Source organism: Sphaerisporangium sp. NPDC051017 (genome assembly GCF_040683095.1).
Lineage (GTDB): Bacteria > Actinomycetota > Actinomycetes > Streptosporangiales > Streptosporangiaceae > Sphaerisporangium.
Map to the genome: position 1 here is coordinate 1 of NZ_JBFBCI010000101.1, position 18,620 is coordinate 18,620.

General features: G+C 69.3%; 13 protein-coding genes and 2 pseudogenes. 9 read left to right on the forward strand and 6 right to left on the reverse strand.

Annotated elements, in window-relative coordinates:
• Positions 1 to 286: 286 nt before the first annotated feature.
• The 3 genes from AB0M95_RS39185 to AB0M95_RS39195 all read right to left on the reverse strand — a co-directional run bounded on the left by AB0M95_RS39185 (position 287) and on the right by AB0M95_RS39195 (position 2,954).
• Positions 287 to 823 (reverse strand): hypothetical protein, encoded by a 537-nt coding sequence (locus tag AB0M95_RS39185; protein ID WP_363776268.1) that lies wholly within the window; start codon positions 821 to 823, stop codon positions 287 to 289.
• Positions 820 to 1,941 carry an XRE family transcriptional regulator gene (locus AB0M95_RS39190; protein WP_363776271.1) on the reverse strand — a complete coding sequence of 374 codons (1,122 nt, stop codon included), beginning with the start codon at positions 1,939 to 1,941 and terminating at the stop codon, positions 820 to 822. The genes AB0M95_RS39185 and AB0M95_RS39190 overlap by 4 nt, the downstream gene beginning before the upstream one ends.
• A 125-nt stretch (positions 1,942 to 2,066) precedes the next feature.
• On the reverse strand, positions 2,067 to 2,954 hold the full coding sequence (locus tag AB0M95_RS39195) for a transposase (protein WP_363776274.1): 888 nt from the start codon (positions 2,952 to 2,954) through the stop codon (positions 2,067 to 2,069).
• 60 nt (positions 2,955 to 3,014) lie between these two features.
• On the opposite strand from AB0M95_RS39195, the pseudogene tnpA reads away from it, so the two are divergent.
• The 8 genes and pseudogenes from tnpA to AB0M95_RS39235 all read left to right on the forward strand — a co-directional run.
• Positions 3,015 to 3,446, forward strand: a pseudogene (tnpA, locus tag AB0M95_RS39200) (IS200/IS605 family transposase); the annotation flags it as partial.
• A gap of 351 nt (positions 3,447 to 3,797) precedes the next feature.
• Complete coding sequence (locus AB0M95_RS39205; RefSeq protein ID WP_363776277.1) at positions 3,798 to 5,717, forward strand: GAF domain-containing protein; 1,920 nt, start codon at positions 3,798 to 3,800, stop codon at positions 5,715 to 5,717.
• A gap of 146 nt (positions 5,718 to 5,863) precedes the next feature.
• Positions 5,864 to 7,156: a hydroxymethylglutaryl-CoA reductase, degradative gene (locus AB0M95_RS39210; protein ID WP_363776280.1), complete on the forward strand. Its 1,293-nt coding sequence runs from the start codon at positions 5,864 to 5,866 to the stop codon at positions 7,154 to 7,156.
• A gap of 6 nt (positions 7,157 to 7,162) precedes the next feature.
• A complete protein-coding gene (locus tag AB0M95_RS39215; protein ID WP_363776283.1) occupies positions 7,163 to 9,226 on the forward strand; it encodes a hydantoinase/oxoprolinase family protein in 2,064 nt (687 codons plus the stop codon).
• A gap of 15 nt (positions 9,227 to 9,241) precedes the next feature.
• Entirely contained in the window at positions 9,242 to 11,407 is a 2,166-nt protein-coding gene (locus AB0M95_RS39220) for a hydantoinase B/oxoprolinase family protein (RefSeq protein ID WP_363776286.1), read from the forward strand.
• Positions 11,404 to 12,654 (forward strand): CoA transferase, encoded by a 1,251-nt coding sequence (locus AB0M95_RS39225; protein ID WP_363776288.1) that lies wholly within the window; start codon positions 11,404 to 11,406, stop codon positions 12,652 to 12,654. The genes AB0M95_RS39220 and AB0M95_RS39225 overlap by 4 nt, the downstream gene beginning before the upstream one ends.
• Positions 12,655 to 13,437, forward strand: a complete 783-nt coding sequence (locus AB0M95_RS39230; protein ID WP_363776291.1) for an enoyl-CoA hydratase-related protein — start codon at positions 12,655 to 12,657, stop codon at positions 13,435 to 13,437. It begins immediately after the preceding gene.
• Entirely contained in the window at positions 13,434 to 14,369 is a 936-nt protein-coding gene (locus AB0M95_RS39235; RefSeq protein ID WP_363776294.1) for a hydroxymethylglutaryl-CoA lyase, read from the forward strand. The genes AB0M95_RS39230 and AB0M95_RS39235 overlap by 4 nt, the downstream gene beginning before the upstream one ends.
• Here the strand turns inward: AB0M95_RS39235 and AB0M95_RS39240 are convergent.
• The 3 genes from AB0M95_RS39240 to AB0M95_RS39250 form a co-directional block, all read right to left on the reverse strand.
• Positions 14,350 to 15,684 carry a GAF domain-containing sensor histidine kinase gene (locus AB0M95_RS39240; RefSeq protein WP_363776297.1) on the reverse strand — a complete coding sequence of 445 codons (1,335 nt, stop codon included), beginning with the start codon at positions 15,682 to 15,684 and terminating at the stop codon, positions 14,350 to 14,352. The two genes, AB0M95_RS39235 and AB0M95_RS39240, sit on opposite strands and share 20 nt — an antisense overlap.
• Entirely contained in the window at positions 15,681 to 16,580 is a 900-nt protein-coding gene (locus tag AB0M95_RS39245) for a hypothetical protein (RefSeq protein WP_363776300.1), read from the reverse strand. Before AB0M95_RS39245 ends, AB0M95_RS39240 begins: the two co-directional genes overlap by 4 nt.
• Positions 16,581 to 17,157: 577 nt before the next feature.
• Positions 17,158 to 18,351 (reverse strand): MFS transporter, encoded by a 1,194-nt coding sequence (locus AB0M95_RS39250; protein WP_363776302.1) that lies wholly within the window; start codon positions 18,349 to 18,351, stop codon positions 17,158 to 17,160.
• Between the two features lie 58 nt (positions 18,352 to 18,409).
• On the opposite strand from AB0M95_RS39250, the pseudogene AB0M95_RS39255 reads away from it, so the two are divergent.
• Positions 18,410 to 18,620, forward strand: a pseudogene (locus AB0M95_RS39255) (hypothetical protein); the annotation flags it as partial.

Below are 18,620 nucleotides of genomic sequence, written 5' to 3' on the forward strand. Positions count from 1 at the left end.
GGGCTTTCGGCATGCCCGAACCCGGAACTCTGCACCCAACACCATGATCAACACGACCTCAGGAAAGCTTGATCATGATCGTGAAAGATCTGGGTTAGTCACCTGGGGATTAGGCTCGGAAGCAGCCAAGTCAACCGTTCTCACGATCTGTCGGATAGGCAGCCATAGAGCGCTTCCCCCAACTCAAGGCTGTCTCCACTGCAGATCGATATCAGACCAGACTGGCACTGCCCGAAGCGCTTTCGGCAGTCCGTCTAACGGCTGAGCCCGTAACGGAGGCACCAATTCAGTCGAGTAGTCCTTCTGCCCGCGCCCACTCAATGAAGCCGGCACCGTTACAAGGAAGAAATGCTTCGTGATCACTCAGGAGATCCACAACTGCGGCAGCTTCTTCCAACTCCACAGACCGAATCCGAATACCCTTACATAGCAACTCAAGAGTTCCTGTAACCTTGATGCCGCGCTCTTTACCGTGTCGACGCGCAACACGATCGTCAACTACAGCAACAATATTATTGAAATCGGCATAAGCTAGCGTGGTGGCTTCTCCGACGTTGCGGGAACCACGACCAAGGCGACCGTGATATTCGGAAAACAGCGTCAGATAATCCAACGCACTCTCGTCCACCACTGCAATCCAAGGCTGAGCGGACGCTTGGTAAAGTTGAGCGTATCTAGCCGCACCTCGAAGCAGCTCTTCTTCGACCGCCTTTGTAATGAAACATGTACTGTTCCCCACAAGCTTGGCTAGAACCGCGAGCTGATTGGATCGAGCGAAGTAGTTCAGTGGCGAGCTGTCGATGACGAGGCGTTCAACGCTCAACTCAGTTCGCCCCGAAGCGCTTCTAGCGGCATCTCGTCACGAACCGGCAGATCATCGATGTCAATCTCGCCACGCAGCATCTCTGTTACACGCTCCGCAGACAGCCTGTAGGTCCGATAGGCCCGGATGGCCGCTGCTGATACTCCCGTTGGAATATAGGGCGGCTGAAGCTCTTCAATAACACGCAGATTACATTCAAGGTAATCCGCCCGAGTGGGGGAACGCGAGTCGAGGGACTTATACTCATCCTTTGAGATCAGCTCAAATGTCCGCAACTGCCTCAAGGCCGCGGTCCAGCTTACCCGATACTCCGCGCTAATTATGATGGCGGATTGACGCAGGTCAGAGTTATTGCGAAGGTCGCGCCATCGCCGGGTAACGCCTATCCGAGGAAAGAGCAGATTGATGGCGAATGAGTCGATTGCACACTCAGTGGCATCGGTGTCGGTTCCCCAATCTACCGAGTACGCATCCCCAAAAAGGTGGTGTCCCAGCTCATGCGCAAGAGTGGAACGTCTGCGACCTGGATCGATTTCTCCATTGATCAGCGCTACCCCTAGACCTTCCACCTCGACATAAGCGCCGTCAGCAGCCCCTTCACCCAGAGCCAGGGAGTAAGGGAACAATCCTGCTCGTTCGACAAGGTCGACAAGGTCATATAGAGGTTGACAGGAGTCAACACCCAGGAGGGACCTCGCTTTAGATGCGGCTAGCTCAACGGACCAGTTTGTGTTGTCTCCCGGCTTGATCGAGTTCAGAGAACCTTTAGCCGTGTTTGGAGTCAAGACTCGAACGCCGGCAAGGACCGCTAGGTCCCGGGCGATGTCCTCGATAGCCAGGTCGCTTTTTTGATCGCTACGCTGGTCGGCAACAGCCGCGCGTCGACTGATGACAGCATCGGGAGGAGGGGATACAAACCACTGAAGAGGCCGTCCGAGGACTTCCGCCAAGCGAACGAGTTCAAGTGAATTGATCTGCCTCCGACCGGCCTCGATCTTGGTTATCGCGGTCCGGTCCACACCGAGTTCGTTGGCGAGGTGATCCTGGCTGTACCCGCGTGCTTTACGAGCGTCCGCGACGCGTGCTCCAACCTCAAGCCATCCCTGCTCCTCAGCCATGGTGCCATTATCGCACATGCCCCACACGCATGACGAGCGCTGGGATGGCCGCTGTCAGCTTCTCGGCCGTAAACGACCGAGCTTGCAGCTCCTCGCCGTCGATGGCTTCGACGGTCTGGTCCGCGTCAGGCAGCGTGACTCACTGCCCAGCCCGCCACACCGCGTGAGGCGATGTTGCGGGCTGCGTTGACATCGGCGTGCTCAGCGAAGCCGCACGAGGTACAGCGGAACGTTTCCCGGTCCGGCCGGTTCTTCCTGTCCACGTGCCCGCAGGACGAGCACTGCTGGGAGCTGTAGGCCGGATCCACATGGATCACCGCGACTCCCCGGCGGGCCGCCTTGTAGCCGATGAAGCCTCCCAGCTGGTGGAAGCTCCACGAGTGCAGCGTGACCCGCTGGGGCTTGCGAAGCCGTACCCTCTCGCGGATGCCCTGGAGGTCTTCCAGGGCGACGCCACGACAGGTGCGTTCTGCCTCGGTCACGATCTTCTGGGCGATCACATGGTTGACGTTCGCGGCGAACCGGGCCTCTTTACGAGCCCGGCGTTTGAGCAGCCGCTTGGCGGACTTGGTCCGCTTGGCCTGCAACCGGCGGCGCAGCCGCCCGGCCACGGTCCAGATCAACACCGTACGAGCCTGGAGCTGCCAGGACAGGCACCGGTCATCGAAGGGCTGAGCCGCACCAGCGCGGAAGGTGATCGGTTTGCTCCCGGCCTTGACCCACCGCGCCGATCCCGGCTTGCCCAGGTTACCGGCGGCCAGATTGGCGTGCAGGGTGCGGTAGGCGTCGGCAACCTTCTTGATCACGTGCTGGGCGGCCTGGGCGGCCAGCCCGAACTCGGCCTTGATCCGATCGTAGGCGTGCCTGCGCAGGTCGAAGTTACGAAAGCAGCGCTGGGTGAACGCGATCCGCGACACCAGATCAGCGGCCCGGTTGGCCGCATCCAGGGTCGCCTCCAGCACCGCCGCCTGCTCAGTCGTCGGCAGGAGTTTCACCTGCACCACCAGCCTCACCTCGAACACACTATCGTCTAGCCCAGGTCGCCTCGATGGAAACAGGAAACCGAACCCGATATCCGCCGAGGCCGCAGTGTGGTCTACAACCCGCACGCCCGTTCGGTCCTCACACCCAAGTACCAGCGGAGGGCAACACCTCGGCGGCGGCGTCCGCGGGCGTGTTCACCGACGAGATCCCGCGCCGCTGTGAAGCCGTCATGATCGAGATTTGCGGCAGCTTCGAGGCCACGCCGGTCGAGTTCAACGGCGAGCACGGCCACGTCCATCTCCTCGTCCACCAGCCCCCCAAGGTCGCCCTGTCCATCGCTGTCCACCCTGGTCAACTTCCTTAAGGGCGTCTCGGCCCGGCTGCTGCGCAAGGAGTACCCGACCCGCATCCGCAAATGTCTGTGGGGTGCCCACTTCTGGTCCCCTTCCTACTTCGTCGCCTCCTGTGGCGGAGCCTCCCTGTCGATCATCAAGGAGTACATCGAGAACCAGAAGCGTCCGGACCAACGTCCGAACAGAAACCCAAGTCGGGAAGCGATTCCTCCCGGGCGTAAACGCCCGGGTTCCTCGCTAGATGAGGCTGAACTCACAGAGACTCTTGCCTCAAGCAACTCAAGAGAGATCCTCAGATGCGGCAAAACTCCCTGATGCCCTGCGCTCACCGTGCTTGAGGCTTCGCGGCGGTCAGGGCGTCCGTCACGATTGAGTCGGCTCGGGCTGGTGGATCTGGACGCCGAGCGGCTGCGGCGCATCGCCTGCTTGAGGAAGGGCTGCCGGAGGCCGCGATGACGGCGCCCGGGTAGCGGCCATGTCCATACCGGCACGTGGGACGGGACCCATATGCTCGGAAACATGGTATTGCCCGCGCAGCGGGCGCTGGTCCCTCTGGAGTCGGTGCTCGGACTGCTGGACCTGCTGCTCGATGAGACGGCCGACGAGCAGAGCGCCGTCGCGCCGCTCGCCGAGTCGCTCGACGGCGCCGAGCTGGCCGGCGTGCTGCGGCGGACACGGCGAGTGCGGGCGACGCTGGCGCGGTGGCGTCGGCGCGATCAGGAGCTGTCCGCGCTGCTGTCCAGCGCGCGTGAGCTGGCCGAGCTGCGCGATCTTGACGCGCTGCTGGACCGCTTGGTGGCCCGGGCGCATGACCTGGTGGGCACTGACGTGACGTATCTGTCGGAGTTCGACCAGGAGACCGATGAGTTGCGGGTGCGCTCGACGCTGGGCACGTTCGCGCCCGAGTTCCGCCGGCTTCGGGTGCCTCCGGGGAAGGGCCTGGCCGGTAAGGTCGTGTCCACGCGCAGCCCGCAGTGGACGACGAACTACGACCACTATCTCGACGTCCCGCATGACGCGGAGATCGACGAGGCCGTGCAGGCCGAGGGGCTGGTGTCGCTGCTCGGTGTGCCGCTGGTGGCGGGAGACCGCGTACTGGGGGTGCTGTTCGCGGCCAACCGCGACGAGCACGCGTTCACTCCCGAGGAGATCGCGCTGCTGTCGGCGTTCGCCGACCACGCGGCCGTGGTGTTGCAGACGGTGCACCTGCTGGCGCAGGCCCGCGCGTCGGCCGAGGCGGCGCGGGCGGCCAACGAGGATCTCGCGCGCACCATGGCGGCGAGGGAACGCGCCAGCGCGGTGCATCAGGACCTCACCAATGCGGTGCTGCGCGGGGGCACCGGGCACGAGGTGGCCCGGACGCTGGCCGCCTCCCTGGGGCGGTCGGTGGAGATCTTCGACCGCGACCTGGCCCCGCTCGCCTCGGCGCGGACCGATACCTCGCGGGAGTCCTCGCCCGTGACCGCGCACGTACGAGCCGCGGTCGAGCGCAGCCGCACCACGGGGCGGTGCGTGTTCCTGGACCCGTTGGATGACGGGGCGTCTGTCGTGGTCGCCGTGGTGGCCGCCGAGACGCTGCTCGGCGCGATCCTCGTCGGCCACGGCGATCTCGCGCTGGGCTCGGTCGAGCGGCGCACGATCGAGCGCGCGGCGCAGATCGTGGCCCTGCTGGCGCTGAAGCGGGAGGCCGTCGCCGAGGCCGAGGAGCGGGTGCGGGGAGAGCTGATCTCCGACATCCTGCTGGGCGACGGCGCGCACTGCGAGGAGCTGATGTTGCGGGCCCGCGCCCGCGGGGTCCGTCTGGAGTCGCTGCGCATGGTCGTCGCGGTGCTGGTGCCGCGTGACCGGCGCAGAGCGGCCGTGCAGACGCTCGGCACCTGGCGCCCCGGGCTGCTGGCCGGTGAGCACGCGGGCTGTGTGGTCGTGTTGACGGACGCGGCCGACCCCGACAGCGCGGCGACCGAGGTCCGTGAGTGTGTGCGGCCGCTGACGGGGGCGCCGGTGCTCGTGGTGGCCGACGCGCCCGTCGCCACTTGGGGCGAGCTGGGCGCCCGGTTCGAGCCGCTGCGCCAGTGCGCCGAGCTGCTGCACGGCATGGGCATCCAGGACACGGCCGTCAACGCGGCGGCCTACCAGCCGTATCTGGCCCTGTTCGGCGCCGGGCGCGACGGGATCGTCGCGTTCACCGAGGCGGTGCTCGGGCCGGTGCTGCGCTGGGACCGTGATCATTCGACCGACCTGGTGAAGACGTTGCGCACCTACGTCGACTCGCACTGCAGCCCGGCGCGGGCGGCGCGAGCGCTGAACGTGCACATCAACACGGTCAGCCAGCGGCTGGACAGGATCACCCTGCTGCTCGGTCCCGCGTGGCGCGAGCCGGAGCCGTTCTTTCGCGTCACCGTCGCCGTACGTATGCACGCCCTCGCGACCGGTCTGTGATCTACGTCGATTCGCACATGGCAATGGCTTCAACGGCGTGTGGTTCACCCATGGGCCCGGCGTTCCGGTCGGACCTAACCTTCCGCACAAGCCGATTGTGTTTCGGCTCGATCATCAGCCTGTTTCGGCGGTATGCGGGAGGCATCGTGGGTGTTCACAGCCGGCTGACGGGGTTGCGTGACCTGTCGCCCGGGGAGCGGCGGGCCCTCGCCGCGAAGAGCGCGGGGCTCGATCCCGGCGCGCTCGACGTACTCGATCCGGCCGCCGGGCTCACCCTGGACCAGGCCGACCACATGATCGAGAACGTCGTCGGGGTCCTCGGGGTGCCGGTGGGCGTGGCCACGAACTTCAAAGTCAACGGATCCGACGTCCTGGTGCCGATGGCGACGGAGGAGCCGTCGGTGGTCGCCGCGGCGAGCAACGCCGCGCGCATCGCCCGCGTACACGGTGGCTTCGCCACGACGTGCTCGGCGCCGATCATGCAGGCGCAGGTGCAGGTGCTGGGCGCGGCCGATCCCCACGCGGCGCGGCTGCGGCTGCTGGAGGCGCGCGGCGAGCTCGCCGAGCTGGCGAACGCGCAGGACCCGCGCCTGGTGGAGTTCGGCGGCGGCGTACGGGACATCACCGTACGGCTCGTGCCGTCGGGCGAGGACGTCTACGTCGTGCTCCACCTGGTGGTCGACGTGCGGGACGCGATGGGCGCCAACGCGGTGAACACGATGGCGGAGGCCGTGGCGACCAGGGTGGGTGAGATCGCCGGGGGCCGCACCCTGCTGCGGATCCTGACCAACAAGGCGGACCTGCGCCTGGCCAGGGCACGCGCCGTCTTCGACGCCGAGGCCCTCGGGGGCTCGCAGGTGGTGCGGGACATCGTGCACGCGGCGGCGCTGGCCGAGGCCGATCCGTACCGGGCGGCGACACACAACAAGGGCATCATGAACGGCGTCACCGCCGTGGTGCTGGCGACGGGCAACGACACCCGCGCGGTCGAGGCGGGCGCGCACTCCCACGCGGTCGCCCCGGACGGCCGCTACACCTCCCTGTCCCACTTCGAGCGTGACGCCGAGGGCAACCTGTCCGGCTCCCTGGAACTGCCCATGCCGGTCGGCCTGGTCGGCGGGGCCACGAAGGTGCACCCGGTGGCGCGCGCGGCGGTGCGGCTGCTGGGGGTGCGGACCGCGAGCGAGCTGGCCGGCATCGTCGCCGCGGTCGGGCTCGCGCAGAACCTCGCCGCGCTGCGGGCCCTGGCCACCGAGGGCATCCAGCGAGGACACATGTCACTGCACGCGCGCAACGTGGCGGTGACCGCGGGCGCGAGCCCCGAGGAGATTCCCACGGTGGTCGCGCGCATGCTCGCCGCCAAGGCGGTACGCGCCGACCGTGCCGAGCAGATCCTGGCCGAGCTCCGCGCCGGAGCCGGTGCAGCCGAAGGAGACTGAGCAGCCATGGTTTTGGACGTGGGCATCGACGTCGGGGGCACTTTCACCGACGCCGTCGCCATCGCCGACGGCCGCGCCGTGCGCGGCAAGGCGTTCTCGACGCCGGACGTGACCACCGGCATCCTCGCCGCGCTGAGCATCCTGCGCGAGCAGGTCGGGCTGAGCGAGGCGGAGTTCTACCCGGCGATCGACCGGTTCGTGCTCGGCAACACCATCGTCACCAACGCGGTGGACGAGCAGAAGTACGCCCGGGTGGGGCTGCTGACCACCCAGGGCTTCCGGGACACGCTGCGGATCGCCCGCTCCGCGCGTACCGACGAGCGCGACTCGCACAAGCTGGCGCCGCCGCCGGACATCGTGGACCGGCGTCTGATCGTCGAGGTGCCCGAACGCGTCGACGCGCACGGCACCGTGCTGGTGCCGCTGTCGCCCGGCGCCGTACGTACGAGCGTGGAGCGAGTGCTGGCGGCCGGCGCCGAGTCGATCGCGGTGTGCCTGCTGTGGTCCTTCCGCAACGACGCGCACGAACGGGCGATCGCCGATCATCTGCGCGAGCACCACCCGGACGTGCCCTACTCGCTGTCCAGCGCGCTGACGCCGGTGTACCGGGAGTACGAGCGCATGGTGACGACGGCGCTGGACGCGGCGGTCAAGCCGATCGTCGCGACCCACTTCCAGCAGCTAGCCGACGCCCTGGCCGCCAGGGGGCTGCGCACCAGGGTGCAGATCATGCAGGTCCACGGCGGGTTCCTCTCGGTCGAGGAGACCGCGCGGGCGCCGATCTCGATGTTCAACTCCGGCCCGGTCGGCGGGGTGACCGGCGCGCGCCTGCTCGGCATGCGGCTGGGCCGGCGCCGGGTGCTCACCGCCGACATGGGCGGTACCAGCCTGGACGCCGCCGCGATCATCGACGACGAGCTGCGGGTGCTGCCGCGAGCCGAGATCGGCGGGCTGCCCACCAGCCTCACCGCGGTGGACATCGAGACCATCGGCGCCGGGGGCGGCAGCCTGGGCTGGATCGACGGCCGTGGGGTGCTGCGCGTCGGCCCGCACAGCGCGGGTTCCGTGCCCGGGCCCGCCTGCTACGGCAAGGGCGGCGAGCGTCCGGCGGTGACCGACGCCGCGCTGGTCATGGGGCTGATCAACCCCGAGTACTACTTGGGCGGGACGGTCACCCTGTCGCCGGGCAAGGCGCGCGAGGCGATCCGGCGGCACCTCGCCGACCCGCTCGGGCTGTCCGAGGACGCCGCCGCGCACGGCATGTACCGGCTGGCGACCTCGCAGATGGCCAACGCGCTCCGCAAGATCACCGTCAACCGCGGGCACGATCCCCGTGAGTTCGCCCTCGTCGGCTTCGGCGGCGCCTGCGGACTGTTCGCCGCCGCGATCGCCGCCGAGACGGGAGTGGGCGAGGTGATCATCCCGCGCAACGCCGCCGTGTTCTCGGCGTACGGGCTCATGCACGCCGATTCGGTATTCTCCGCGGTCCAGACCAGCCCGTGGACGATGGACCAGCCGGCCGAGGCGCTGGAGAGGGAGTTCGCCGCCCTGGAACAGCGGGCGCGCGACTGGTTCGACGCCGAGGGCATCCCCCAGGACCACCGCGCGGTCTTCCGTGAGGCCGACATGAAGTTCGTCGGCCAGATCTTCGAGGTGACCACGCGCCTGCCCGAGGAGCCGTTCCGGGAGAGCGACAAGGAGACGCTGCGCCGCCGGTTCGTGGCGGGCTACGAGGCCGAGTTCGGCACCGGCACCGCGTGGACCGAGGCCGAGGTGCTGCTGGTCAACTCGCGGGTACGGGCGGTCGGCCGCACCGAGACGCAGGCCGTGACCGAGACCCCCGGCCAGGAGCGGCACACCGTCAGCACGCGGGAGGTCGTCGAGCCGCTGACCGGCCACCGCCGCCACGTCGAGGTGCACCGGGGGTTCGGCGCGCTCGGCAAGGCCGAGGGCCCGTGCCTGATCGAGGAGCCCGACACCACCGTCTACGTGCCGCCGGCCGCGGCGGTCGAGGTCATCGACGGCGGGCACTTCCTCATCCGCCTGAACCACGGCGGCGACGCCGCCTGATCGAAGGAGACCCCCGTGAGCTCACCGACGTCCGACGACTTCGACCCGGTCACGCTGGAAGTGATCCGGATGCGCCTCGACTCGATCGTCGAGGAGATGGGCATCGCGATGATCCGGTCCTCCGGATCGCCCGTCATCACCGAGGCCGGTGACTTCAACACCGCGCTGTTCGATCCCGAGGGACGCATCTACGCGTACTCGGACTACGTGCAGTTCCACATCGGGTCGGGCAGCGTCGCCGTCCGTAACCTCGTCGAGGTCATCCGGGGCGAGCCGTTGTATCCGGGCGACGCGTTCATCTGCAACGACCCGCACACCGCGGGGGCGAGTCACCCGCCCGACACCAACGTGATCTCCCCGATCTTCCAGGGCGCGGAGCTGATCGGCTGGGCGCAGTCGCAGGCGCATCTGCTCGACGTCGGGGGCATGACCCCCGGCGGCTTCGCGCCCGGCGCGTACGACTGCTACAGCGAGGCCCTGCGGCTGCCGCCCGGAGTCAAGGTCTTCGAGCGGGGCGAGCCGGTCGAGTGGGTCCGGCGGATCCTGCTCAACAACGTCCGTGTCCCCGTGCCGTACTGGAACGACGTGCGCAGCCTCGTGGCGAGCAACAACACCGGCATCCGCCGGTTGCTCGCCACGATCGCCGAGTTCGGGCTCGACCGCTTCCGGGCGTACACGCGGCGCAACTTCGAGATCGCCGAGCAGGTCGTGCGCGACCGGCTGGCCCGGCTGCCCGACGGCGTGTGGGAGGCGGAGGAGTGGACCGAGCACAACGGGCACGCCGACGATCTCTACCGGGTCCGGTGCACGCTGACCAAGCGCGGCGGCCAGGCCACGCTGGACTTCACGGGGTCCAGCCCGCAGACCGACGGGTTCGTCAACTGCAGCTACGGCGCCCTGGTGGGCAGCGTCGCCACGGCCGTCGTGCCGATCCTGGCGTGGGACGTGCCGTTCAACGAGGGCGTCATGACGGCCTTCGAGGTGGTCGCCGAGCCGGGGAGCATCGTCAACCCGCGCCCGCCGGCGCCGATCAGCAACGGCCACCTCACCACCGGGGCCCGCGTGAGCAGACTGATCACCAAGCTGTTCAACGAGCCGTGCCGGGCCAGTGACGACCCCGTGCTCCGGGAGCGTACGCAGGGCGTCTGGGCCGACTCCTGGACGGGCGGGATCTCGGCCGGAACCCGTGACGACGGCGAGTACTTCGTGCTGTTCAACATGGACGGCGGCGGCATGGGGGCCGGCGCCCAACCCGAGGCCGACGGCCTGGACTGCGCCGGAATGATGACGCAGATGAACAACATGCTGCCGGACGTGGAGATGAACGAGATGCTCTACCCGGTGCTCTACCTGTGGAAGCGGCTCTCCCCCGCCAGCGCGGGACACGGCGCGCACCGGGGCGGCCTCGGCCACGAATTCGCCTGGACACTGCACGGCGCGAGCGAGGTGACGCAGACCGTGTTCGCGCCCAGCGCCCAAGTGCCCGCCGACGGCTACGGGGGCGGCCTGCCCGGCGGCGGCAGCGGCCACCTTCTATGCCGCGACACCGACGTGTGGCGGCTCATGTCCGGCGGCGCCGTCCCCACCGAGGAGAACCTCTCCGCGGCCAGCAGGCAGTTGCTGGACATCAACCAGTACGACCTCACCGTCCGGCGCGGCGACGTCTTCGTCCAGTGGATCGCCGGTGGCGGCGGTTACGGCGACCCCCTGCTGCGCGACCCGGCGCGGGTCGCACAGGACGTCGTCGACGGCTACGTGACCGCGGCCGTGGCCGAGCGCGTTTACGGCGTGGTACTCGACGGCGACCATGCCGACCTTGCCGCCACTTCCGCGCGCAGGGCCGCGCTCCGCGCGGAACGGCTGGGCGGCACATCCCCCGCGGTGGCGGTCCCGGACACGATGATCGGCGTCGCCGGAGCCTCCGTCCCGCGCCGGGGGCGGGACGGCCACTGGTACTGCCCGGCCAGCGGGGCCCTGATCGGCACCGCCGACGACTGGCACGACGACGCCGTGATCCGGACCCGTCCCGCCGCCGAACGCCTCGCCGAACTCGGCGTGCGGATCCGGCCCCGGTCCGGAGAGCCCGCCGTCCTGCTGGACGAGTTCGTCAGCCCGGCCTGCGGCACCCTGCTGGAGACCAGGGTACGCGTGGCCGCGCCGGAGGAGGTGGGCGCCCGATGATCGCCGAGACCTGGGACGGCGACGACCCCGCCCCGGCGGAGCGCGGGCCCCTCGCCGGAGTCGTGGTGCTGGACATCACCCGGGTGGTCGCGGGCCCGTTCTGCTCGATGATCCTCGCCGACCTCGGTGCGACGGTGATCAAGGTCGAGCGGCCGACCGACCCGGACTACGCCCGCGACTTCCCCCCTCATCTGCCGGCCGCCGACGGGAGCACGTTCAGCGCGTTCTTCGCGCAGTACAACCGCGGCAAGCTCGGGCTCACCCTCGACCTGGCGACGCCGGACGGGCGAGACCTGCTCAAGCAGCTCGTGCGCCGGGCCGACGTGCTGGTGGAGAACTTCCGGCCGGGCACCATGGACAAGCTCGGCGCCGGGCCCGCCGTCCTGCGCGCGGAGAACCCCCGCCTGGTCTACACCGCCATCTCCGGCTTCGGCCAGACCGGGCCGTACCGGAGCAGGCCGGCCTACGACAACTCCGCGCAGGCCACCGGCGGCCTGTGGTCGATGAACGGCTACGCCGACCGGCCCCCCGTCCGGGTCGGCACGATCATCGGCGACCTGTCGGCCACCCTGTACGCCGTCATCGGCACCCTGGCCGCCCTGCGGCACGCCGAACGCACCGGCGAGGGCCAGCTCGTCGACGTGTCGCAGCAGGACTCGGTACTGTCGCTGACCGAGAACGCGGTCGTGTCGTACACGGTGAACGGCGAGGTCCCCAGGCCGCTGGGCAACCAGCACCCGTTCGTCCGCCCGTACGAGCTGTACCCGTGCAGGGACGGGTACGTCTTCTTCGGTGGCTACACCGACAAGTTCTGGCGGCTGACGTGCGCGATGTTCGACCGTCCCGAGCTCGCCGGTGACCCGGAGATCGACACCATGGCCAAGCGGTTCGACCCCGAGGTCTACTCCAACCGGGTTCGTCCGCTTCTGCTCGACTGGTTCGCGTCACGCACCCGCGCCGAACTCGAAGAACTGGCCGGCGACCAGGTGCCGCTGAGCGCGGTCAAGACCATCGCGGAAGTGGTGGACGATCCACAGATCGCCGCGCGCGACATGATCGTCGACGTCGAGTACCCGGACTTCGGGCCGTTGCGGATGTTCGGCCAGCCGATCAAGCTCGACGTCACCCCCGCCCGGCCGCGTACGCTCGCCCCGCGCCCCGGCGAGCACACCGACGCCGTACTGCGGGGCCTGCTGGACCTCTCCCCGCAGCGGATCGCCGAGCTCCGCGCCGCGGGGGTGATCTGATTGACCATCGGCTTCGAGCGGGACGGGTCCACGGCCATCATCTCCTTCGCCCGTCCCGCCAAGCTCAACGCGCTGACCCTGGCCATGTACGACGAGCTCGCCGACGCCTTCGCCCGGGTGCGGGACGACGACACGATCGCCGCGGCCGTCCTCACCGGCGAGGGCGAACGCGCGTTCTGCGTCGGCGCGGACCTGGGCGAGTCGATCCCCGCGCTGGCCGAGGGGCGGTTCGACATCTCCCGCTGGGACGGCGCGCACCAGAAGCACACCAGCCTGTTCAAGCCGGTGATCGCCGCGGTCAACGGCCTGTGCCTGGGCGGCGGGTTCGAGATCATGCTCTCCACCGACCTGCGGGTCGCGAGCGAGGACGCCGAGTTCGGCCTTCCCGAGCCGGGCGTCGGAGTGGTACCGGCCGGGGGCACGCTCGCCCGGCTGACCCGGCAGATCCCGTACGCCTGGGCCATGCGGTTGCTGCTGCTCGGCGAGCGCGTCCCGGCCGCCGAAGCGCTGCGAATGGGCCTGCTCAACGCCGTCGTACCGGCGCAGGAGGTGATGCCGACGGCGCTCGCGTGGGCCCGCCGGATCGGCGGGCTGTCCGGCACCGCCGTCGCGACGATCAAGCAGGCCGTCCTGCGCCTGGGCGACCTCCCGCTCCACCAGGCGTTCCACGCCGAGGCGCTCTACGGGCAGCGGGCGTTCACCTCGCCCGACGCCCAGGAAGGCCTGGCGGCCTTCGCCGCCCGCCGACCACCCGAGTTCCCCTCACGCAAGGGGCAAGGGTGAACCGCTACGGAGTCGACCCGTTGCCCAGCCTGCCCGGCCGGATAACGATCTGGGAGGTAGGGCCACGGGACGGCCTGCAGAACGAGGCCGCGATCCTGCCCGTCGAGGTGAAGGTCGAGCTCGTCGAGCGGCTCGCCGACGCCGGGCACACCGTCGTGGAGACCACCTCGCTGGTGCACCCGAAATGGGTGCCGCAGCTCGCCGACGCCGAAGAGGTGCTGCGCCGGCTGAAACGGCGCGACGGCGTGCGCTACCCGGTGCTCGTCCCGAACGAACGCGGCCTGGACCGGGCGATCGGCCTCGGACTCACCGACATCGCCGTCTTCGCCAGCGCCACCGAGTCCTTCGCCAGGGCCAACCTGAACCGGACCGTCGCCCAGTCGCTGGAGATGTTCGCCCCCGTGGTCGCCCGCGCCCGCGAGGCAGGCCTGGGGGTACGCGGCTACCTGTCGATGTGCTTCGGCGACCCGTGGGAGGGCGAGGTGCCGCTCCCCCGGGTCGTCGCGGTCGCGACGCGGCTGCTCGCGCTCGGCTGCACCGAACTCGGCCTCGGCGACACGATCGGCGTCGCGACCCCCGGCCGGGTCGCCGCGCTGCTCGACGCCCTGGTGGGCGCCGGGGTGCCGGTCGGACGGATCGGCGTGCACTTCCACGACACCTACGGCCAGGCCCTGGCGAACACCCTCGTCGCGCTCGGCCGCGGGGTCACCACGGTCGACGCGTCCGCCGGCGGCCTCGGCGGCTGCCCCTACGCCAAGAGCGCCACCGGCAACCTCGCCACCGAGGACCTGCTCTGGCAACTGGCCGGACTCGGCATCGACACCGGCGTGGACCTGGGCAAACTAGTCGAGACAAGCGCCTGGCTCGCCGCGCGTCTGAACCGTCCGAGCCCTTCGCGTACGGTCCAGGCCCTCACGCCGTCCGCGGGTTGAGCGGGAGACGGAGGACGAAGCGTGCTCCGCCCGAGGACGCGTCCTCGGCGTGGAGGGTGCCGTGGTGCGCGTGGGCGATGTCACGGGCGATGGCCAGGCCGAGCCCGGTGCCGCCGCGGTCGCGGCTGCGGGCGGTGTCCAACCGGGTGAAGCGCTGGAAGATGTGCTCGCGCTCCGCCGCGGGCACACCCGGGCCGTCGTCGGTGACGCTGAGCTCGGCCATGCCCTCGGCGCGGCGCACCGTGACCACCACGTCGCGCGCCGCGTGCCGTTGCGCGTTGTCCAGCAGGTTGTCCAGCACCCGGCGGATCTGTTCCGGGACGGCGTCGGTCGTCACGCCGGCGGTGAGGTCGAGCCGTGCCGGGTGCGGATCACCGGTGCGGCGCGCGGTTTCGGCCTCGGCCAGTACGGCCAGGTCCACGGGCTCCAGGGCGGCGGGCGGTGCCGCTCCGATCCGGGTCAGCAAGAGGAGGTCGCTGATGATGGCCTGCAGCCGGTCCACGTCACCCAGGGTGTGTTCCAGCAGCTCGGCGAGGTCGGTCTCGCCGGGGTGAAGTTGCGCCTCCTCCAACGTGGCCCGTAGCCCGGCCAGCGGGGTGCGCAGTTCGTGCGAGGCGTCGGTGGTGAAGCGCCGCTGGCGGTCGAGCGCCAGCTGCAACGACGCGGTGACGCGCTCCAGTTCCTCGGATATCGTGTGCTCGCGGGTGTAGCGGCGGGCGTTGTCGACGCACACCGCGGCGCGGCCGACCAGTTCCTCGGCCAGGGCGAGGTCGTCCTCCTCGAACGCGTCCTTGCCCGTGGCGCGATAGAAGCTCACCACCCCGAGCATGACGCCCCGGGCCCGCATCGGCACCGTGATGAGCGAGTGGATGCCCTGCTCACAGATTTTCTGGCCGCGCTCGGGATCCTGTCCCAGCCACCCGAAGGTGCTGGACAACACCGGGCCGAGCACCGGCTGCTCGGTGGCGAGACTGCGCCCCACCGGCGTGAACGGGAGCGGGTGGATGAGCGCGCCGAGCTGGTACAGAGCGGCCCCCTCACCGACGCCCGCGAAGGCGACCCGGCGCACGCCCGCCTCCATGCTGCCGGGCTCGTCGCCCCGCAGGACGCGGTCGGTCAGGTCGACGGCGGCGTAGTCCGCGAACCGGGGGACGGCGACCTGGGTCAGTTCCTCGGCGGTCCGGGTGACCTCCAGGGTGGTACCGATCCGAGAGCCCGCGTCGCACAGCAGGCTGAGTCGCTCGCGCGCCCGCAGGGCGAGCCGGCCGATGCCCGGCTCGCTCACGGCGAGCAGCCACCCCTCGGTTCCGTTCATCTTCTCCCGTTCAGCCGAGCCTCCTGGCCGTCGGTGAGCCACGCCTTCACCGCGATGGCGGTGGAGCCGATGATCGGCTGCGCCACGAGCGTGGCGGTGCGGCCGTCCGTCAGGGCCATCCTCACCACCGCCGCCCGGCCCTGCGCCACCAGCCGCACCGCGGCGTCCTCCAAGGCGAGCCGATCACGGCGGCACAGATCCAGAGGCGCGGAACCCGTCGCGGCGCCACCATCCGGCGCCCGGAGGAACTCCTCCATCAAAGCCCGCTCGTGTTCAGCAGCCATCTCGAACAATCGCCGCTCGACGGCGGCGGCCGATCGCCGGGCCAGGACCATCATCTCCGCGTTGGCCGTGTCATTCGGGCCCACGACGCTGATCACCCCGTCCACCCGCCCGCTGAGCGGGTGGCGTATCGGCGCGGCCACGCCGGTGAGGCCGCGCAGTTCCTCCGCGAAATGCTCATTGCCGGTGACCTGGCAGATCCGCCGTTCCACCAGCGCCGAGCCGAAGGCGTTGGTGCCCATGTCCGCCTCGGCGTAGCGGAACCCGGGCGCGGCGCCGACCGCGTCCAGAGTCCGGCACAGGGCCGGTTCGCCCTCGTTGCGCAGGAACATGACCCCACTCGCATCGCCCAGGAACATGCTCACCGGGGTGCCCGAGACGACGGTACGCAGCCGCTCGAACACCGGCCGGGCCGCGCGCACCACTCCGCAGTCGAAATCAAGATCACCGAGCAGGCGCGGCTGCACGCTACCGGGCGTGAGTCCCGCCTCCTGGCACCGCCGCCACGAATGCAAGATCGCGGCGCGTACGTCATTCCCCGTGGACTTCCCATCCAGGAACCGCTCCACGAGCTTCTCGCCGGGCCCTCCCCCTTCGTCCCAGCCACCAGCCATCCGGCTCACTCCAAAGACTTCCGCACAGTGAGCTCCATGCACCTTCCGCCCCAGAATACGGAGAAACCACATCTCCAATCTCACATCCCGGCAAAGAAACGCCAGGTCCCGGCCTTCCCTGACAGAGGCCGCCATGCTCAGATGGCGGCCTTGCGCCCGCGCAGCAGTTCTCGCCGCCGGAGGAAGGCCAGGTGATCTTCCTGCCCCGTGCCGATGGCCGACCTGGCCGGGCCACAGGCGTCGGCCGCGCTTGCGCAGGGAGCCCGCGATCAGGTTGACCATGTGATCGATCGTGGCCGCGTCAGACCGGGTGTACTCCTCGCCGGCAGGTAGACCGGAGAGGCGCGCGCATGATCGGCCCGGCCCCTACGTCGGCACCATGCCCGGCGGCCCGATTTCCCTGCTCCACAAGTGGGCTGAAGAACTGGGCTGACACCACCCGACAAGTAGGCTGATACCACCCAAGTCTTCCGTAACCCACCCAAACCCAATACTACCGGGCTCGGAATCCCCTGAAACAACACGATCCCGCCCGATCACCAAGAGTCGTCCCGGGCCTTACCCAACGCCAGTTGGTTCAGCGTATGACTGGGATGGCTTCGCCGTCACCACTGCGGTCGGGGCGTAGCCCTGGTGCCAGGCACAGGGTTACCAGGAACGAGGCTGCCGCCATCATGGACATAGCCGAAACGGGAGAGGTGTACTGCGCGATGGCGCCGGCCAGAGCGGCTCCAACGCCTTGCATGGTCATCGTGCCGGAGGAGTGCAGCCCCAGGGCCTGCCCCCGTACGTCAGCAGGCGTCAGAGCGACCAGCCGCTCCTGAAGCAGCAAGCTGGCCGCATACCCGACCGAGGCCAAGGTGATGGCCACCGCCGCCAGCGGCAGAGCAGGATCCACAGCGAAAATCAGGTACGGCGCGGCCAGCAGCAGCCGCAGCGGGGCAGCGAGGCGTTCCCGCCACCGAGCCGGGATAAAGCGGCCGGCAAGGACATCCCCAGCCAGCATGCCGAACGCGGCCAAGGCGAAGAGCAGGCCCGCATGCTCTGGCGCGTACGGCACGAAAAGTGCCTCACAGCCGACGATCAGCCCGTTCGGCACCCACAGGGCCAGGTAGACGTACCGGCGAGGCGCGGATGACCACAGCCGGACATTGTTCCGCCAGGTGGCGGCGACGGACGGGCGTCCAGAGGCGCGTGCCGGACGGCGGGTCAGCCCCAGCCCTGCGATCAGCGCGGCGGCAAGGTACAGCACCGCCGCGGTGAGCAGCGTCCCTTGTGGTGACAAGGCGTTCACCAGCAGGCCCCCAAGGGCGAACCCGCAGATCTGGGTGACGCCCACCGACATGTTGAGTACGGACCGGCCGAGCAGGTAACCCTGCTGCGGAAGGATCTCGTTCAGCAATCCGTACCGCACTCCGCCGCCCAGCGAAGCGACCAGCCCAAGGCCGAAGAGGACGACGAAGACAGCCCAAACCGGCAGGCCGGGCATCGCCAGAAAGGCCGTTCCGATGGCGAAGGCCGTGGCCAGAGCGGTCGACGCGGCGCGCGGCGGTAGCCGGTCGGCCGCGGACATGAGCACCGTCGCGCCGATCACCTGGGCGAAGGAAGAGCCGAACATGCTCAGCGCGGAAAGGAGCGGAGAGCCAGTCGCCCCGTAGACCAGGGTGCCCAGGGCCAGCCCGCTCACCGTCAAGGCCATCGTCTGCACGGTGGAGGTGGCGAACAGCGGTGTGAACTCCGGCGCCCGGAAAAGCTCTCGATAAGTACGCATGCGGGAATTTCATCGGCCTTGGGGATGGACTGCTAAGGTTTCGCAAGGGGGCGAAACCATGGGCTGCTGGCTGGTGAACGCGGACACCCTTGCCGGGAGCCGGTTCGTGATCTCCGCTCTCGCCGAAACCACCGCCGGTTTGCTGACCTTGGCGACGAACATGGCCGCGCACCTAGGCGCACATTTTCACAATCTTGTAGTTGGCCTTCTCCGCGTCGATCAGTTCGAACTTCGCGGTCACCGATTGTTCTCGGCCGCGAAGAAGGCCG